12 protein-coding genes and 2 pseudogenes are annotated in these 17,472 nt (G+C 72.8%); 7 read left to right on the top strand and 7 right to left on the bottom strand.

The genetic code is table 11. From position 1 onward, the window contains the following. Window positions 1-11: 11 nt before the first annotated feature. Window positions 12-3,473, bottom strand: a complete 3,462-nt coding sequence (locus ARTHRO9V_RS05110) for a DEAD/DEAH box helicase (protein ID WP_159825929.1) — start codon at window positions 3,471-3,473, stop codon at window positions 12-14. Window positions 3,474-3,814: 341 nt separating this feature from the next. On the opposite strand from ARTHRO9V_RS05110, the gene ARTHRO9V_RS05105 reads away from it, so the two are divergent. Beyond that, complete coding sequence (locus tag ARTHRO9V_RS05105) at window positions 3,815-4,657, top strand: HAD family phosphatase (protein WP_233568305.1); 843 nt, start codon at window positions 3,815-3,817, stop codon at window positions 4,655-4,657. Beyond that, entirely contained in the window at window positions 4,654-7,161 is a 2,508-nt protein-coding gene (locus tag ARTHRO9V_RS05100; RefSeq protein WP_056044802.1) for a glycoside hydrolase family 65 protein, read from the top strand. Before ARTHRO9V_RS05105 ends, ARTHRO9V_RS05100 begins: the two co-directional genes overlap by 4 nt. 88 nt (window positions 7,162-7,249) lie before the next feature. On the opposite strand, the gene ARTHRO9V_RS05095 is transcribed toward ARTHRO9V_RS05100, so the two are convergent. After that, window positions 7,250-8,782 carry an MFS transporter gene (locus tag ARTHRO9V_RS05095; RefSeq protein WP_159825927.1) on the bottom strand — a complete coding sequence of 511 codons (1,533 nt, stop codon included), beginning with the start codon at window positions 8,780-8,782 and terminating at the stop codon, window positions 7,250-7,252. A gap of 75 nt (window positions 8,783-8,857) precedes the next feature. Between ARTHRO9V_RS05095 and ARTHRO9V_RS05090 the strand changes: the two genes are divergently transcribed. The 3 genes and pseudogenes from ARTHRO9V_RS05090 (at window position 8,858) to ARTHRO9V_RS05080 (ending at window position 12,147) form a co-directional block, all read left to right on the top strand. Further along, complete coding sequence (locus tag ARTHRO9V_RS05090) at window positions 8,858-9,514, top strand: TetR/AcrR family transcriptional regulator (RefSeq protein WP_056044801.1); 657 nt, start codon at window positions 8,858-8,860, stop codon at window positions 9,512-9,514. A gap of 97 nt (window positions 9,515-9,611) precedes the next feature. Continuing rightward, a pseudogene (locus tag ARTHRO9V_RS15875) lies at window positions 9,612-9,965 on the top strand (glutamate-cysteine ligase family protein); the annotation flags it as partial. An 82-nt stretch (window positions 9,966-10,047) separates the two neighbouring features. Next, on the top strand, window positions 10,048-12,147 hold the full coding sequence (locus ARTHRO9V_RS05080) for a carboxylate--amine ligase/circularly permuted type 2 ATP-grasp protein (RefSeq protein ID WP_201298917.1): 2,100 nt from the start codon (window positions 10,048-10,050) through the stop codon (window positions 12,145-12,147). A 52-nt stretch (window positions 12,148-12,199) separates the two neighbouring features. Here the strand turns inward: ARTHRO9V_RS05080 and ARTHRO9V_RS05075 are convergent, their stop codons facing one another. Next, complete coding sequence (locus ARTHRO9V_RS05075) at window positions 12,200-12,556, bottom strand: hypothetical protein (protein WP_123569952.1); 357 nt, start codon at window positions 12,554-12,556, stop codon at window positions 12,200-12,202. Window positions 12,557-12,702: 146 nt separating this feature from the next. On the opposite strand from ARTHRO9V_RS05075, the gene ARTHRO9V_RS05070 reads away from it, so the two are divergent. Beyond that, entirely contained in the window at window positions 12,703-13,470 is a 768-nt protein-coding gene (locus tag ARTHRO9V_RS05070) for a hypothetical protein (RefSeq protein WP_159825925.1), read from the top strand. A gap of 21 nt (window positions 13,471-13,491) precedes the next feature. On the opposite strand, the gene ARTHRO9V_RS05065 is transcribed toward ARTHRO9V_RS05070, so the two are convergent. Both ARTHRO9V_RS05065 and ARTHRO9V_RS05060 read right to left on the bottom strand, forming a co-directional pair. After that, window positions 13,492-14,205 (bottom strand): response regulator, encoded by a 714-nt coding sequence (locus ARTHRO9V_RS05065; RefSeq protein WP_056044794.1) that lies wholly within the window; start codon window positions 14,203-14,205, stop codon window positions 13,492-13,494. Then, window positions 14,202-14,495: pseudogene (locus ARTHRO9V_RS05060) on the bottom strand (ATP-binding protein); the annotation flags it as partial. The gene ARTHRO9V_RS05065 and the pseudogene ARTHRO9V_RS05060, both read right to left, overlap by 4 nt. Here ARTHRO9V_RS05060 and ARTHRO9V_RS05055 point away from each other — a divergent pair. Beyond that, the gene (locus ARTHRO9V_RS05055; RefSeq protein WP_236556922.1) at window positions 14,389-14,691 is read left to right on the top strand and encodes an SIP domain-containing protein; all 303 of its coding nucleotides are present in this window, start codon (window positions 14,389-14,391) and stop codon (window positions 14,689-14,691) included. The pseudogene ARTHRO9V_RS05060 and the gene ARTHRO9V_RS05055 sit on opposite strands and share 107 nt — an antisense overlap. 149 nt (window positions 14,692-14,840) lie before the next feature. Here the strand turns inward: ARTHRO9V_RS05055 and ARTHRO9V_RS05050 are convergent, their stop codons facing one another. Together ARTHRO9V_RS05050 and ARTHRO9V_RS05045 are read right to left on the bottom strand one after the other, a co-directional pair. After that, window positions 14,841-15,509: a hypothetical protein gene (locus ARTHRO9V_RS05050; protein ID WP_159825921.1), complete on the bottom strand. Its 669-nt coding sequence runs from the start codon at window positions 15,507-15,509 to the stop codon at window positions 14,841-14,843. A 140-nt stretch (window positions 15,510-15,649) separates the two neighbouring features. Beyond that, on the bottom strand, window positions 15,650-17,416 hold the full coding sequence (locus ARTHRO9V_RS05045) for an alpha-glucosidase (protein ID WP_159825919.1): 1,767 nt from the start codon (window positions 17,414-17,416) through the stop codon (window positions 15,650-15,652). Window positions 17,417-17,472 lie beyond the last annotated feature (56 nt).

The following is a 17,472-nucleotide window of genomic DNA, read 5'->3' as shown; positions in this document are numbered from 1 at the left end:
CCCGGCTCGGGTCAGGCGTCGAGCAGGCCGCGGATGTCGTCGGCGGTGAGCGCCGCGCTGAACACGGCGTCGTCGTCCATCACGGCGTCGAAGAGCTGGGACTTCTGGGCCTGGAGGGCCAGGACCTTCTCCTCGATGGTGTCGTTCGCGATCATCCGGTAGACCATCACGTTGTCGGTCTGCCCGATGCGGTGCGTGCGGTCGACCGCCTGGGCCTCGGTGGCCGGGTTCCACCACGGGTCGAGGATGAACACGTAGTCCGCCTCGGTCAAGTTGAGCCCGAACCCGCCCGCCTTCAGGCTGATGAGGAACGCGGGTGCGTCGCCGGTCTTGAACCGGTCGATCACCTCGGCCCGACGTCGGGTCGACCCGTCGAGGTACTCGAACGCGACGCCACGCTGTTCGAGCCGGGCGGCGACCTTGTGCAAGAACGTCGTGAACTGGCTGAAGATCAAGGCGCGGTGCCCCTCGGCGACCACGTCCTCGAGTTCGTCGAGCAACTGGTCGAGCTTCGCCGAGGGGATGTCGACGTAGGCCTCGTCGACGAGTGAGGCGTCGAGCGAGAGCAGGCGCAGCAGGGTGAGCGACCGGAAGACGATGAACCGGTTGCGGTCGAGGTCGTCCATCAGGCCGAGCAGCTTCTGTCGTTCACGCTGCAGGAAGGCGTCGTAGAGGTCGCGGTGCGCGGGGTCGAGGTCGACGCGGAGGACCTGCTCCTGCTTGGCGGGCAGGTCGGACGCGACCTGTTCCTTCGTCCGGCGCATCATCAGGGGTCGGATGCGCCGGCGGAGCTTCTGGAGCAGGTCGGGTGCCTCGCCCGTGGCGATGGGCTTGACGTAGTCGTCGGCGAAGCGGACGCTGCTGCCGAGCAGTCCGGGCGCCACCACGTGCAGCAAGGACCACAGGTCGGTCAGGCTGTTCTCGAGCGGCGTGCCGGTGATGGCGAGCTTGAACGGCACGTCGAGGTCGACCGCGCACCGGTGGGCCTGCGAGGCACGGTTCTTGACGAACTGTGCCTCGTCGAGGATCAGCCCCGCCCACCCTTCGGCCTGGTAGGCGGCGAAGTCGAGGCGGAACAGGGCGTACGAGGTGACGACGACGTCGGCACCCCGGGCGAGGTCGTGCACCGAACCGCGTCCGCCCTTGGCCTGCGTGGCGGTCACGGCGCGGACGGTCAGCCCTGGTGTGAAGCGGGCGGCCTCGGCCACCCAGTTCGACACGACCGACGTCGGGGCCACGACGAGGAACGGCGCGGGAGGAGCGCCGGGACCGTCGGCCGCGGCCGGGGCCGGGGCCGCCTCGGCCGTGGCCGCTAGCGGGTCCGGGGCCGCTGCCGGGTCCGCGGCGGCTGCCGGGCCGCCCACCCGCATCCGTTCGGTCTCGCGCACGTGCGCGACGAGGGCGAGCGTCTGCAGGGTCTTGCCGAGGCCCATGTCGTCGGCCAGCACCCCGCCGAGCCCCTGCTCGTGGAGGAAGGCGAGCCAGGCGAACCCCTCGTGCTGGTACGGGCGCAGGGTCGCGTCGACCGTGGCCGGCACGGGGGTCGCCGTGGCGGCTGCGAGGCCGCCGGCGTCGGCCAGGGCGAGCAGTCCGCCGACCGACCGCTGCCACTCGGCGGCGGGCACCGTCTCGTCGGCGAGTTCGTCGAGCTCGGACCAGAGGCTGGCCTGGTAGCGGTTGATGCGTGGCGCGACCTCCCATTCGTCGAGTGCCGACGCCTCGTCGATGAGCCTCTTGAGTTCGTCGAAGGCCGGGTGGTCGAGGGACAGGTACGAGTGGTCGACCAGCAGCAACTTCTTGCGACCCTTCGCGAGGGCGGTGATGAGCGGCGTGAAGGGCACGGTCCGTCCCTCGACGGTGACCAGCACGCCGAGGTCGAACCAGTCGCGCTTGTCGGTCGGCATCGTGGTGATGGTCAGTCGGGGCTCGTCGGCCAGCTCGTGGTAGTCGGGCCGCGTGCCGACGAGGTCGACCTGCACGTCGGGTCGCGCCTCGAGTGCCGGCAGCGTGCCGGTCGCGAACTCGGCTGCGGTCACCCCCTTCAGCACCTGGTCGCGGGGGACGACGTCGAGCTCGGCCAGGTCGGGGACGGGGGAGTGGGCCGTCAGCGGTCGGGGTGCCCCGTCGATCGTCCACCGCCAGGTCAGGCGCATCGTCTGCCCCTTCTCGAACCCGACGGTGAGCGTCAGCACGGGCGGCACGATCGTCGGGAACTCGATCGACGCGTCCGAGCTGACGACGTCGACGCGCCGGCGCAGGGTGGGGTAGTAGTCGCGGAGGAACTCGTCGGAGTCGGCGGCCGGGACCACGACCTCGGGCGTGATGGTCAGCAACCGCCGTTGCTCGTCGTCGAGCGGCCCCGCGGTCGGCGCGAGCGTGAAGGTCGGTGCGGGTTCGTGGGCGACGCACCACACCCCGTGGTCGGCGATGACGCCGGTCGACTCCGCGCGACGGGCAACGCCGTCGACGGTGACCCCGGCGGTCAGCAGCATCGAGCCGTCGTCGCCTCGCACCGCGTCGACCGTGACGCGGGCCTCGTCGCCGACGACGACGTCGGTCGCGCGCTTGCCCGTCACGAGCGAGATGCCCAGGCGACCGGCCTCGGCCAGCAGCGGCCACAGCAACGGGCTGGCGAAGTCGTCGACGAACAACCAGTCGGCGTCGCCCGGCGTGTAGGTCGAGACCGCCGACCGGTGGAGCGCCGCGAACTGGCCGAACCAGGCGTGCTGATCGGGCTCGATGGCCAGCCGGTTGAGCTGGTACGGCAGCGACGTCCAGGTCAGGTTGCCGCGCACCCAGTTGCCCGTGCCGCTCAGGGTGACCGGCCGCACGCCGAGTCGCTGCACCGTCGGTCCGCCCTGCCGCCGGGCCGAGGGCGCGACCGCGCGCCCCCGGGTCGAGTGCGCCCGGTCGCGCAGTTCGAAGAGCAGACCCATGCGCGTCGTCCGGACCGAGGAGGCGCGGGTCGGCTGCCCGATCGCCCCCACCGTCGACCGCCAGTCGCTCGCTCCCGTCCCGGACCGGGCCGCCCCGAGCGCGGTCACGCCCCCGGTCGTCAGCTCGTCGACGGTGGGGGCCGGGGCGCTGCGATCGGCCACGGCCCGGGAGTTGCTCTGCAACAGCGTCGCCGCGACGTGCTTGCAGTCGCTGCCGATCGGGCAGGTACAGCGGCTGCGGACCGGGCGGCTGTACTCGCCGCGGGTCGCCCGCAGGTCGACGACGACCTGGTAGGGCGTCGACTCCGCCCCTCGGACGGTGCCCTCGAGGCGCTCGTCCGCGGGGTGCCAGGCGGTGTCGAGCACGGCTCCGTCGCGGACGTATTCTTTCGCCCGGTTGAAGGCGCGCGGCCCGACGAGCCGGATGACGTCGACGGCGTCGACCAGAGGCACGGCCGTCGAGTGGACGGGGCCGTCGGCGTCGCCGTCACCGGCCGGGAAGCCGTCGTGCACGTCGAACTCGTCGCCCAGGTCCATGCCGCCCATGATGTCAGCCGCCGCCGACACCTCCGGCTCGCTCCCCAGGTGTCGTGGTCCTCCCCGGGATCGTCCGTCGGCCCCCGTCGTCCCGCCCCCAGGGCGTGCGTCGTCCACACCCCCGGACGTGTGGCTAGGTGTCGGGGCGCAGCGGTGCCACACTTGACCCGTGGGGCCCACCCCGCACCACCCCGTCGGCACAGCAGCTGGCCCGCACCACCCGCTCGTCCCGTCGCCCCGCGTCATCGTCCTGCCCGAAACGTTCCCGCCTCACCGGCACCGAGCCGTCGTCGCCCCGGTGCCTCTCACCCTGCCCGCACGCTCGAAGGGATCGGCACCCCGTGTCCATCGCCACGCCCCGCGACGCCTCGCGCCTCTCGCACCTCCGCGCCCTGCTCTTCGACCTGGACGGCGTCCTGACGCCGACCGCCGAGGTCCACATGCGCGCGTGGGCCCGCCTCTTCGGCGACTACTTCGCCGCGCACGACCTCGCGCCCTACACCGAGGCCGACTACTTCGAGCACGTCGACGGTCGGCCCCGCTACGACGGTGTCCGGGCGATGCTCGCGGCCCGCGACGTCGTCCTGCCCGAGGGGTCACCCGACGACGACCCCGAGGCCGAGACGGTGTGCGGTCTCGGCAACCGCAAGAACGCGGCCTTCGCCGCCGAGCTCGCCGAGAACGGCGTCACGCCGTACCCGGGGTCGGTGGCCTTCCTCGACCGGGCCCTCGCCGAGGGCGTCCGGGTCGCCGTGGTCTCCAGCTCGCGCAACGCCGTGCCGGTGCTCGAGGCCGCGGGCCTCCGCGACCGCTTCGACGTGATCGTCGACGGCGTCGTGGCCGCGGCCGAGGGCATCGCCGGCAAGCCCGCCCCCGACACGTACCTCGAGGGCGCCCGCCGCCTCGGCCTCACCGCCGACGACTGCGTCGTCGTCGAGGACGCGCAGTCCGGCGTCGAGGCCGGTCGCCGCGGTTCCTTCGGCCTCGTGCTCGGGGTCGACCGCGGCACGGGCGCGCAGACCCTGCTCGACTTCGGGGCCGACCTGGTGGTCGACGACCTCGGCGAGTTGGTCGAGGCGCTCGACCGAACCCGCGCCTCCTCGGCTCCGAATCCCGACCAGGCGACACCGGGCACCCCCTCGACCAGCAGCAGCACCACCGGCACCACGGAGGCACAGTCGTGAACCACATCACGTCCGACCCGCTCGACCGCTCGCGGTTCCCCGTCGACGAGTGGGCATTCGTCGAGGACGAGTACATCCAGGGCGACGAGGGCCTCACCGAGACCGTCTTCGCGGTCGGCAACGGGTACCTCGGCCTTCGCGGCAACCCCGACGAGGGGCGCGGCGGTCACTCGTTCGGCACCTTCGTCAACGGCTTCCACGAGACCTGGCCCATCCGGCACGCCGAAGAGGCCTTCGGGTTCGCCCGGGTCGGCCAGACGATCGTCAACGTGCCCGACGCGAAGGTCATCCGCCTCTACGTCGACGACGAACCGTTCGTGCTCTTCGAGGCCGACATCCTCCGCCACACGCGACGCCTCGACTTCCGCGACGGCGTCCTCACCCGCGAGATCGACTGGCGCACGCCCTCGGGCAAGCGCGTCCTGGTGACCAGCCGCCGTCTGGTGAGCTTCGAGGACCGCCACCTCGTCGTCATCGAGTACGAGGTCACGATGCTCGACTCGTCGGCGTCGCTGCTGATCTCGAGCCAGATCCTCAACCGTCAGGACATGGGCGACCAGTACCACGCCGGCATGCGGGCCGCGGCCGAGGCGTTCGACCCGCGCAAGGCCGAGTCGTTCGACGACCGGGTGCTGCAGCCCGTGCTCAACCGCAACGGCGGCACGCGGGCCGTGCTCGGCTACCGCACCACGAACTCGGGCATGACGATCGCGGTCGGCGCCGAGCACCGCATCGAGACCGACGCCGAGTGGGACCAGTCCTCGCAGATCGACGACGACATCGCCAAGCACGTCTACCGCGTGAAGGCGCAGGCCGGCCAGAAGGTCCGCCTGACCAAGACGATCACCTACCACACGAGTCGCGGCGTGCCGCCTCGCGAACTGGCCGACCGGTGCGACCGCACCCTCGACCGGGCCGCCGAGACGCCCACGGCCGAGATCTTCGAGCACCAGCGCGCCTGGCTCGACGACTTCTGGCAGCGCAGCGACGTCCAGGTCGCCGGCCAACCCGAGATCCAGCAGGCCGTCCGCTGGAACCTCTTCCAGCTCGCGCAGGCGACGGCCCGGACCGACGGTCAGGGGGTCGCGGCCAAGGGCGTGACGGGGTCGGGCTACGGCGGACACTACTTCTGGGACACCGAGATCTACGTCCTCCCGTTCCTGACGTACACCTCGCCCAACGTCGCCCGCAATGCCCTGCGCTTCCGTCTCGGCATGCTCGACGCCGCCCGTGACCGGGCCGTCGAGTTGAACCAGCGCGGCGCGCTGTTCCCGTGGCGCACCATCAACGGGCTCGAGTCGAGCGCGTACTACGCCGCCGGCACGGCCCAGTACCACATCGACGCCGACATCAGCCACGCCCTCAGCCAGTACGTCCAGGCGACCGGCGACGAGGACTTCCTGCAGAGAGGTGCCGTCGACATCCTCGTCGAGACGGCGCGACTGTGGGCCGACCTCGGCTTCTGGCGCTCGAACGGCGACCAGCGGTTCCACATCGACGGCGTCACCGGGCCCGACGAGTACACGACCGTCGTCGACGACAACCTCTACACGAACGTCATGGCGCGCGCGAACCTGCGGGCGGCCGTCCGGGCGGTCACCCGCCTGAAGGACGACTCTCCCGTCGCGTTCGACCGGATGGTCGACCGCCTCGGCCTCGAGGAGCACGAGATCACGGGGTGGCAGCTCGCCGCCGAGGCGATGCACATCCCGTACGACGACCACCGGGGCATCCACCCGCAGGACGCCCAGTTCCTCGACAAAGAGCTCTGGGACCTCGAGGCCACCCCGGCGAACAAGCGACCGCTGCTGTTGCACTACCACCCGCTGGTCATCTACCGCTTCCAGGTGCTCAAGCAGGCGGACGTCGTGCTCGCGCTCTACCTGCAGGGCGACGAGTTCACGCCCGAGCAGAAGCTGCGCAACTTCGAGTACTACGACGCGCTGACGACGGGCGACTCGACCCTGTCCGGCGTCGTGCAGTCGATCATCGCGGCCGAGGTGGGCCACCACCAGCTGTCGCAGCAGTACTTCCTGTCGTCCCTGTACGTCGACCTGGCCGACCTGCACAAGAACACGTCCGACGGCGTCCACGTGGCGTCGACCGGCGGCATCTGGAGCGCGCTGGTCAACGGATACGGCGGCATGCGCGACTGGCTCGGCTCGATCACCTTCGACCCGCGCCTGCCGGCCGACTGGGACGAGCTCTCGTTCCGCGTCGCGATCAAGGGCAGCCGCGTGCGCGTCGACCTCGCCCAGCACGAGATCGTCTTCACCGTCGAGACGGGCGACGCCGTGACGTTGTCCGTCCGCGGCGACGAGTTCCGGGTCACCCCCGAGGCTCCGGTGCGGGTGGCCCTCGAGGGCCAGGGGCCGCGCATCACGACGCGCGTCCCCACGACGAGCGACCTCCGCGGGCTGATGCGCGCCGACGGTTCCGTCATCACGGCGTCGATCCCGACGATCAGCGTCGACCGCTACGACGAGGACGAAGCCGCGTCCTGACCGACGCGACGTCCGTCGCCCGGACGACCCGCGCCTCCCCGGCCCCTAGGGGTGAGGAGGCGCGGGTCGTCCGGGCGAGGGGGTCGCGTCAGTGCACCGGGACCGGTGCGTCCACGGCGGGCGAGGCCGACGCGTCCACGTCGTCCGACTGCGGGACGCGGCGACGGAACAGCAGGGCCGCGATGACCGCGCCGACCGCGAAGAACCCTGCTCCCCACCAGTACGCCGTGGCGTAGCCGGTCACGGCGGCCTCGGCCGCGACGGCCCCGGTGGCGGGCAGGTGGTCGGCCACGTAGTTCGCGGCCGCGGTCGCCGCCAGGGTGTTGAGCAGTGCCGTGCCGATCGACCCGCCGACCTGCTGGCTCGTGTTGACCATGGCCGAGGCGACGCCCGCGTGTCCGCGGTCGACGCCGAGCGTGGCGGTCTGGATCGACGCGGGCATGATCGAGCCCATGCCGAAGCCCAACACCATCAGGGCCGGCAGCACGTTGGCGGCGTACATGCTCTCGAGGTCGAGCCGGGTGAGCAGCAGCATGCCGACCACGCCGAGGGTCATGCCGAACGGCACCATGATCTTGGGCCCGAAGCGCGGCACGAAGATGTTCGTCGACAGCTGGGCCGCGAGGACGAGCATCGCGATCATGGGCAGGAAGGCCAGGCCGGTCTTGGTCGGCGTGTACCCGAGCGAGGTCTGCAGGTAGTACGTCACGAACAGGAAGATGCCGAACATGCCCGCGCCCGCGATGGTCACCGACGCGTAGGCGGCACCCCGGTTGCGGTCGAGGACGATCGACAGGGGCAGCAGGGGGTGCTCGGCCCGGCGCTGCCACGCGACGAACGAGGTGAGCAGCACGACGGCCGCCGCCAGGAAGCCCCAGGTCAGCGGCGAGTCCCAACCCTGCGTCTCGGCGTTCGAGAAGCCGTAGACGAGCGAGAAGAGCGCGCCGGAGACGAGCAGCGTGCCAGGCACGTCGAGCTTGGGTCGCAGTCCGGTGCGGGTGACGTGCGACACGAAGATCGCGGCCCCGACGATCGCGACGGCGGCGATGACGACGTTGATGTAGAGGTTCCAGCGCCACGAGGCGTACTGGGTCAGGAACCCGCCGAGCAGCAGGCCGATGGCTCCGCCGGCACCGGCGATCGCCCCGAACACGCCGAACGCGCGGGCACGCTCCTTCGGGATCGTGAAGGTGGTGGTCAAGACGGCGAGGGCGGTCGGGGCGAGCAGGGCGCCGAACGCGCCCTGCAGGGCGCGGGCGAAGACGAGCAGCCCGAAGGTGCCGGCCGCACCGCCGAGGGCCGAGGCGAGGGCGAAGCCGATCAGGCCGATGATGAACGTGCGCTTGCGGCCGATCAGGTCGCTGACGCGGCCGCCGACGAGCAGCAGGCTGCCGAAGGCGAGCGAGTAGGCGGTGATGATCCACTGCCGGTCGCCGTCCGAGAAGCCGAGGTCGGTCTGGGCGGCGGGCAGCGCGATGTTCACGACGGTCGAGTCGAGGACGACCATCAGTTGGGCGAGGGCGACGGTGGTGAGGGTCCACCAGCGCCGGGACGGCGGCGGGGTGGGGGAGGACGAGGAGGCACGGGCCGCGCCGTCAGGGGAGGTGGAGGCCTGAGACATGAGCGCGAGCATATACGAGTCTCGCGAGTTTCGGATACAGGCAGTTTCGTAAACATCCGATGTAGAGTCGCCCCCATGACCGACAGGGAAGGCGTGGCGACGACGCCCGCCGAGACCGACCCCGCGACCCCCTCGCGACCGGGTCGCAAGCGCGACCACAGCCGCGACCCCGAGATCCTCCGGTGCACCATCGACGTGCTCGCCGAGACCGGTTTCGAGGGCATGACCATCGAGATGGTGGCCGCTCGCGCCAAGGCCGGCAAGGCCACGCTCTACCGCCGCTGGGCCTCGAAGGGCGAACTCGTCGTCGACGCGGTGGCCTGCCTCAAGCAGGGGGCCGTCGACCTCGACGGCCTGCCCGACACCGGCACGCTGCGCGGAGACCTCCTGGCGATGATCAAGCCGCACAGCATCGACGACGCCGAGAAGAAGATGCGGGTCATGGCGGGCGTCGTGACGATGCTCTCGACCACGCCCGAGCTGGCCGAGGCCGTCGACGCCGCGATCGTCCAACCCCGTGCCGAGGCCAACCGCCTGCTGCTGCGCCGCGCCCTCGAGCGAGGCGAGATCGCGGCCGACACCGACATCGAGGCACTCGCCCTCGTCACCCCGTCGATGGTGTCGTACCGGGTGCTCGTCCTCCGCAAGCCCGTCGACCGTGACTACCTCGTCGGGCTCATCGACGGCGTGCTGCTGCCCGCCGCGGGGGTGCGCCAGACCGCTCGGGTCTGACTCCGAGGCCGACGGGGCCGCGCCTCCTCGTGACCCGTTCATGTGAAATCCTCATGAAGAGGCGGGCAGAACCGGGCCACGCCCGTACTGTGCAGGCATGAGTGCAGAGCTGACGCTGGGGGCGGAAGAAGAACTGCACCTGATCGACCTCGAGACGGGGCGTCTGTCGGCCAGGGCGCCGCACCTCCTCGCCCGGTTGCCTGCCGACCGCTACGGGGCCGAACTGCAGCGCACCACGATCGAGACGAACGTCCCGGTCGTGACCACCCTCGACGACCTGCGGCGCGAGATCCTGACCCTCCGTCGGGACCTCGTCGAGGTGACGACCGTTGAGGGGCTCGCCATCGGCGCGGTCGGCACGGCCCCGCGCAGCGAGGTCGCCGACTTCGAACTGACGACGACCGGGCGCTACGGGCGCATGCACGAGCAGTACCGCCTGCTCGTGGACGAGCAGCTGATCTGCGGCCTGCAGATCCACGTGGGCGTCGCCGACCGCGACCTCGCCGTGGACGTCGCCGGGCGGATCGCCCCGGGTGCTGCCCGCCCTGCTCGCCCTGAGCGCCAGCTCGCCCTACCTCAACGGCCAGGACACCGGTTACGCGAGCATCCGCTCGCTCATCTGGCAACGGTGGCCGAGCGCCGGGGCGACCGGCCCGATGGCCGACGCCGCCGAGTACGACCAGCTGCTCGCCGACCTCATCGGGTCGGGCGTGATCGCCGACAGCGGCATGGCCTACTTCGACGTCCGGCCCTCGAGCCACGCGCCCACCCTCGAGCTGCGCACCTGCGACGCCTGCCCGTTGGTCGACGACGCGGTGCTGATCGCCGGCCTCTACCGCGCCGCGGTGCGCCGGGCCGAGACGGACGTCGAGGCCGGCCGCCCCGCCCGGCACCGGGCGGCGCCGCTGCACCGGGCCGCGATGTGGCAGGCGGCGCGCAGCGGGCTCGCCGGCGAGCTGCTCGACCTCGAGCAGCACCCCTCGCGGTTGCCCGCGGCCGAGGCGGTCCGGCAGCTCGTGACCCGGCTGCGGCCACAACTCGAGGAGTTCGGCGACTGGCAGACCGTGTCCGACCTCGCCGAGGCCACGCTCGCCCGGGGCAACTCGGCCGACCGGCAGCGCGCCGCCTTCGCCGAGAGGGGACGGCTCGACGACGTGGTCGACCTGGTCGTCCGCGAGACGCACGGCCCCGCCGCCGGGCTCGACGACCCGGCGCCGACCCTCGTGGGGTACCGGTTCCGTGCCGGCGACGAGGCGATCGGCCCGGGACTCCACCCCCGCCCGGCCTACCGGGACGTCGCCGGCTTCTTCCAGCAGCTCGGCGCGACCGAGGCCCGCGCCCGCGCCGTCGCGCGGGACGCCTGGTGCGAACGGGCCGGTCTCGGGTTCGGCGTCGGCGGCGACCACCGGGCGTTCCACTGCGACCTCGTGCCCCGCATCGTCACGCGGCACGAGTGGAGCCGCCTCGAGGCCGGCCTGACCCAGCGCGCCCGGGCGATCGAGGCATTCCTCCGCGACGCCTACGGTGAGCGCCGGGTCGTCGCGGACGGCGTGCTGACCCACGAACAGGTCGTCGGCGCGGCGGGGTGGCGGACCGAGGCCACCCGGCTGCCCGCGGACGCCGTGCGCGCCGCGGTGCAGGGTTTCGACCTCGTGCGCGACGAGCTCGGTGGCTGGCGCGTGCTCGAGGACAACGTCCGGGCACCGAGCGGGGCCGCGTTCTCGATCGCGGTGCGACGGCTGCTCGACGAGGTGGTGCCGGACGCTCCGCGGCCGGCGGGGCTGCTCGACCCGACGAGCGTGTTCTCGGTGCTGAGGGCGACGTTGCTGGCGCACGCCGCGCCTCCTCGGGGCGGAGGCGAGCCGGTCGGCGCGCTCCTCAGCGAGGGCCCCGCGAGCCCGGCCTGGTACGAGCACCGCACCCTCGCCGAGGGCGCGGGGCTGCTGCTTCTGCAGGCCGACGACGTCGAGGTGCAGGAGGCGCGGGTCGTCGACCGCAGGACCGGCACCGTCGTCGACGCGCTCTACCTGCGGCTCGACCGCGAGCTGGTCGACGTGCACGCGCCGCACGACCCGTTGCTCGGCGAGCACCTGATGGACGTGGCGGCGGCGGGCGACGTCGTGCTCGCCAACGCCCCCGGCAACGGGCTCGTCGACGACAAGGCGATGTACTGCGCGGTACCCGACCTCATCTGGTACTACCTGGGCGAGCGTCCGCTGCTCGAGTCGGTGCCGACCTACCGGACGGGCGACCCGGCCGAGCGGCTCGCGGTGCTCGACCGGGTGGGCGAGCTCGTCACGAAGCCGGTCGACGGCGAGGGGGGTCGCGGCGTCCTGATCGGACCCTCGGCCAGCACGGCGGTCGTGGCCGAGCGTCGGGCCGAGATCGCCCGGGACCCGTCCGGCTGGGTCGCGCAGGAGGTGGTGACGTTGTCGTCGCACCCGACCCTGACCCCGACCGGGCTGCAGCCCCGGCACGTCGACCTCCGCTGCTTCGTGTACCTCACCGGCACCGGGGCGGGCGAGAGCGTGCTCGCCGACCTGGCGCTCACCCGCGTGGCGCCCGAGGGCAGCATGATCGTGAACTCGTCGCAGGGCGGGGGCGCGAAGGACACCTGGATCGTGGGCGTCTGACCCGTCGGCGTCCCCGAGGGAGGCGCGGTGTCGGCCCGTGCCCCGTCACCGGTCAGAAGGGCCCGGCGGCCTTCGCGATCGCCTCGAACAGGGCGGTCGTGTCGTCGTCGCGGCGCTTGACCGACGTGCCGATCGTGCCGCCGGGGGAGTGGACCTCGGCCGAGACCCGGCTGCCCTTGTCGGACGCGGCGAAGTCGAGCCTCACGGTGTCCGTGCCGCTGGCCGACGCCGACCGACGCAGAAGCGTGGCCCCCGTCTCGTCGGCGTCGCGCAACGAGAACGTGGGGCTCGCCTGCAGTGCTCGACGCACGAGGCCGGGCAGCATCGCCACCGGCAGCTTCAGGTCGAGCGTCGCCCGGGTCACCTCGGGGTCGCCTCGGACGATCTGGGGTCCACGCGTGTCGGCCATGGTCGGAGCGTAGTGCCGACGGACGTCTCCGTCGATCCCCCGGGGCGTGCGACGCCGTCGCTGCTGCTGAGGAGCCGCGTCGGGGTCGCAGCGGGCACCGCCGCCGCACCCGGGCCTCACCCGGCCGGCCGCCCTACGCTGGACCGATGCCGAGCCCCGACCCCTCCGACCCCCGCCGTCCGTCGAGCCGTCGCGGCCCGTCGGGCACCGCAGCACTCACCTGGGGAGTCGTGCTGCTCGCGATCGCCGTCGTCGGGTCGCCGATCGGCGCGTCGGTGCTGCTCGTCGGGCTCGTGGCGCCCGGTCGGCAGTCGTCCGTCGACGTCGTGGTCGCCCTCGCCGTGGTCGCCGTCCTCGTCGCCGGCGGCATCGTGCTCGTGAGGATCGGTCTGGGACAGCGCCGTCGAGCCTGGCTCGAGAAGGTCGTCGACCGGGCGGCCCCGCCGGCGGGACCGATGCCGGTGACGCGGCCCGCGCCTCCTCGGGTGGCTCCCGGCAGCGCGGCACCGGTCGTCGTGCCGCCCCCTGTGGTCGACGCGACGCCGGTGCGGACCACGGCCGTCGTGGTCGACGACCCGGTCGCCCTGTGGCGCTCGGCGTTCCGACTCGAGGCCTGGTGGTTCGTGGACCGCGGCACGGCCGGGGCCTCGAGGCCCTTCGCCGTCGTGGACGAGGGCACCCCGACCCTGCTCGCCTTCACCTCGCCCGAGCGCGCTCGGGACGCCGCCCTCGCCCGCGGCCTCGACGCGTCGTCGGCCGACCGGCTGGTCTGGCGCGCGCCCGCCGACTTCGTGGCCGACGTCGGCACCTACACGCGTGCCGGGTTACGGCGTCTCGCCCTCGACCCCGACCAGCACGGGGCATCCGGCACCCTCGCGGCGCTGCCCGAGATCGCACGGCTCGTCCGGCGCTGACCCGCAGGACAGGCCGTCCGCTCAGTTCCAGCGGTAGCCGTGCTCGGGTCGGCCCGGGCTGCCGTACCGGGGCTCGCGGGTCGCCGCCCCCGTGTCGGCGAGGTGCTCGAGGTACCGGCGGGCGGTCACCCTCGACACCCCGGCGGCGTCCGCCACCTCGCCCGCGGACGGTGACCCGCCGCGACGCAGCACCGCCACGACCTGCTCGAGCGTGGCCGGCGCGAGGCCCTTGGCCAGCGTCGGTGCCGGTGCCCGGCGCAGGGTGGCGAACCCCGAGTCGACGTCCGACTGGGTCACCTGTCCCTGCCCGGTCGCCAGCGACTCGCGGAACGCCCGGTAGGCCCCGAGCCGGTCGGCGAACGTCGCGAAGGTGAACGGCTTGATCAGGTACTGGACGATGCCGAGCGACACCGCGGTCCGCACGACGGAGGCGTCCCGTACGGCCGTGATCGCGATGACGTCCACGCTCGAGCCCGCCGCCCGCAGGGCCCGGCAGAGCTGCAGACCGTGCGTGTCGGGCAGGTTCATGTCGAGCAGCACGAGGTCGAGACCGCGCCCATGGGGACCGCCGAGAGCGCGGACCGCGTCGAGGGTCTCGCGTCCGTCCCGCGCCCGGCCGACCACCTCGAAGCCGTCCAGCCGGTCGAGGTACGCGACGTGCGCCTCCGCGGTCAGGGGCTCGTCCTCGACGACGAGCACGCGGACCCGGTCGACGGACGAGGAGGCGCCGGTCACGACCGCACCCCACCCCGACGTCGGGCGGTGGTGTCGACGTCGTCCGGCCGCCGGTCGGGCAGCAGCACCGAGAAGGTGGTCCCGTCGGGTCCCGTGGCGACGTCGAGCCGACCTCCGACCCGACCCACGGCCTGACGGACGAGCGCGAGGCCGATGCCGCGTCCGCCCGCCGACGTCGGCTTGGTGCTGAACCCCCGCCGGAAGGCGAGCTCGACGTCGCCGAGCCCCGGGCCGTCGTCCTCGACGTCGAGCTGGACGCCGCCCTCGACCCGGGCGACGGTCACCTCGACCCGGGGCGGGCGGTGCCGGGGGTGTCGCGCCGGGGAGGGGGCGCTCGCCGCACTGCTCTCGCGGTCGGCGGCCGACCCACGGGCCTACGCCTACGTCGTGGGCGAGTCCGCGCTGGCGACCGGCGGGCGGCGGCACCTGCACGCGGCGGGCCTGCCGAAGAACCGCATCACGTTCTCGGGGTACTGGAAGCGCTGAGTCCGGGACCCGTCGGCGAGGTCGCACCACCGTCGCGTCGGGGAACCACCTTCTCGCGTGGTTCGACGACGCGACGGTGGTGCGACGTGGTCTCGGACGAGGGCGCTCGAGGGCGAACCGGTCACGAGGCCGTGGTCACCGGGCCGCGGTCACCAGGCCGCGGGCAGCGGGTCGCCGGCCGCGGGCGGGTGCTCGACGAGGGCGACGGCGTCGTCGCGGTCGACGTGGCCGGGGAAGTTGTACCGCGCGAACCGGCCGGTGGGGTCGTGGATCGAGGTCGGCATGGCGACGGAGGTGCGGCGCAGCGCCTCCGCCAACACGGCGGTCGAGGTCGGGTCGAGGGTCGCGTCCTTCCGGTCGCGCAGGATGAACTCGACCCGCGCCTCCTTCGCCGTCAGGCGCAGCACGAGCACGCGGCCGCCGTTGCCGACGGGCGCCGTCGTGAGGACGGCACGATCGACCTGGGTCAGCGGGATCGGCCGGCGGGTGCCGGCGCGCAGCTGCCCGGAGTCGAGGTCGACCCAGGGCTGCGGCGCCAGGGCGTTCCGGATCACCGTGATCAGCGCGAAGATCCCGACCGTCACCCCGACGGCCACCAACAGGGCGAGATCCCACCGGAAGCTGATCTCGGCGATGCGGAAGACGAACTGGACTGCCTGGATCGCCGCGAAGAAGGCGAACGCGGTCGTCGCCCCGACCCACGTCGACCACCAGCGGCGCTCGCCGACGCGCACCCAGCCGTGCGGGAGCTCGGTGGGTGCCGGTTCGGCGGGTGCCGGGTCGTCGGGAGGCGCGGGCGCGTCGTCGGGATCGCTCACCTCGCTGACGCTAGCGCGTCCCGGGGGCGCGAGTCGCACCGTCGACTGAACGTCGCACCGCGAACATCGGCGGTGCGACGTTCAGCGGACGGTGCGATGCGAGCCCGCGGCGCGGCGCGGGGGAGCCGAGGAGGCGCGGGTCAGCCCCGCAGGACGCGCACCTCCCAGGGCGCGAGCGTCAGCCCGCCCCCACCGGGCACGTTGCCGATCACGACCTGCGGCACGGACCGGCGCCGCAGCGCCGGGTGGAGCGCCGGGTCGAGCTCGTACGCCTCGCCCGACCAGTTCGCCAGCACGAGCAGCTGCTCGTCGCCGAGCGTGCGGGTGAACGCGTAGAGCCGCTCGTCGTCCGGAGCGAGCAGCTCGAACGACCCGAGCGCCACCACGGGCGACTCGTGCCGCAGCGCGATCAACCGCCGGTAGTGCTCGAACACCGAGCGGTCACCCGCCGCGCGGTCGGCGTCGACGTTCACGGCGTCGTGGTTCGCGACCACCTCGATCCACGGGGTGCCGGTGCTGAAGCCCGCCGCCGCGCCTCCTGACCACTGCACGGGGGTGCGCGCGTTGTCGCGGCTGCGGAAGCGCAACGCCTCGAGCAGGTACTCGGGGTCGGCCCCCGCCGCGACCGACTCGTCGAACCAGTTGATCGACTCGATGTCGCGGTACTGCTCGACCGCGGTGAACCCGGCGTTCGTCATGCCGATCTCGTCGCCCTGGTAGACGTACGGCGTGCCCCGGTGCAGGTGCAGCACGGTGGCGAGCAGCGTCGCCGACTCGAACCGGTGGCGGCCGTCGTCGCCGAAGCGCGAGACCGACCGCGGCTGGTCGTGGTTGCCGAGGTAGAGGCTGTTCCAGCCCTGGTCGGCGAGGCCCTCCTGCCACCGCGACAGCGAGCGCTTGAGCGCCACGAGGTCGAACGGGAGGTTGTCGAACTTCGAGGCCGGTCCGTGGTCGAGGCCGACGTGCTCGAACTGGAACACCATGTCGAGCTCGTGCCGGTCGGCGGCCGTGAACAGCCGGGCGTCGTCGACCGTCACCCCCGGCATCTCGCCCACCGTGATCAGCTCGCGGTCGGTGCGGTCGGCGAAGACCTCGCGGTGCATCTCGCGCAGGTGGTCGTGGATCTGCCCGCCCATGACGAAGTGCGGGGCTCCGGGCGCCAGCGACGAGGGCTCCTTCGCGATGTGGTTGATGACGTCCATGCGGAACCCGTCGACGCCCCGGTCGAGCCAGCGGTTCATCATGTCGTAGACGGCCCGGCGCAGGTCGGGGTCCTCCCAGTTGAGATCGGGCTGCTTCGACGCGAACATGTGCAGGTAGTACTGGCCGGTGGGCTCGTCGAGGGTCCAGGCCGGACCGCTGAAGGCGCTGCGCCAGGCGGTCGGGTGGGTGCCGGCCCCGGGGGTGCCCGCGGCGTCGGTCCCCTCGCCCGACGGCAGCGGGTCGCGCCAGAGGTACCAGTCGCGCTTGGGGGAGTCGCGCGACGACCGGGCCTCGACGAACCACGGGTGTTCGTCGCTCGTGTGGTTGACGACGAGGTCCATGACCAGCTTCATGCCGAGCGCGTGCACCTCGTTCATCAGGGCGTCGAACTCGGCGAGCGTGCCGAACAGCGGGTCGACGTCGTCGTAGTCGCTGATGTCGTACCCGTTGTCGGCCTGGGGCGAGCGGTAGATCGGCGACAGCCAGATCACGTCGACCCCGAGGTCGTGCAGGTGGCCGAGCCGCTGCCGGATGCCGCCGAGGTCGCCGACCCCGTCGCCGTTCGAGTCGGCGAAGCTGCGCGGGTAGATCTGGTAGACCGTCGCGGTCGTCCACCAGGCGGGCGGGGTGGTGACGGGCGGGGCGTCGTGCGCCGCGCCTCCGGCGGTCGTGGGGGTGGTGTCGTTCGTCGTCGAGTCGCTCACGCGCCCAGCCTGTCACGGCCGGCCCCGGCCACGCCGTGGCGCCGAGACCCCAGGGG

This window comes from Frigoribacterium sp. 9N (genome assembly GCF_902506305.1).
GTDB lineage: Bacteria > Actinomycetota > Actinomycetes > Actinomycetales > Microbacteriaceae > Frigoribacterium.
The sequence above is the reverse complement of the archived record's forward strand: the minus strand, read 5'-3'. Positions and strand labels throughout refer to the sequence as shown.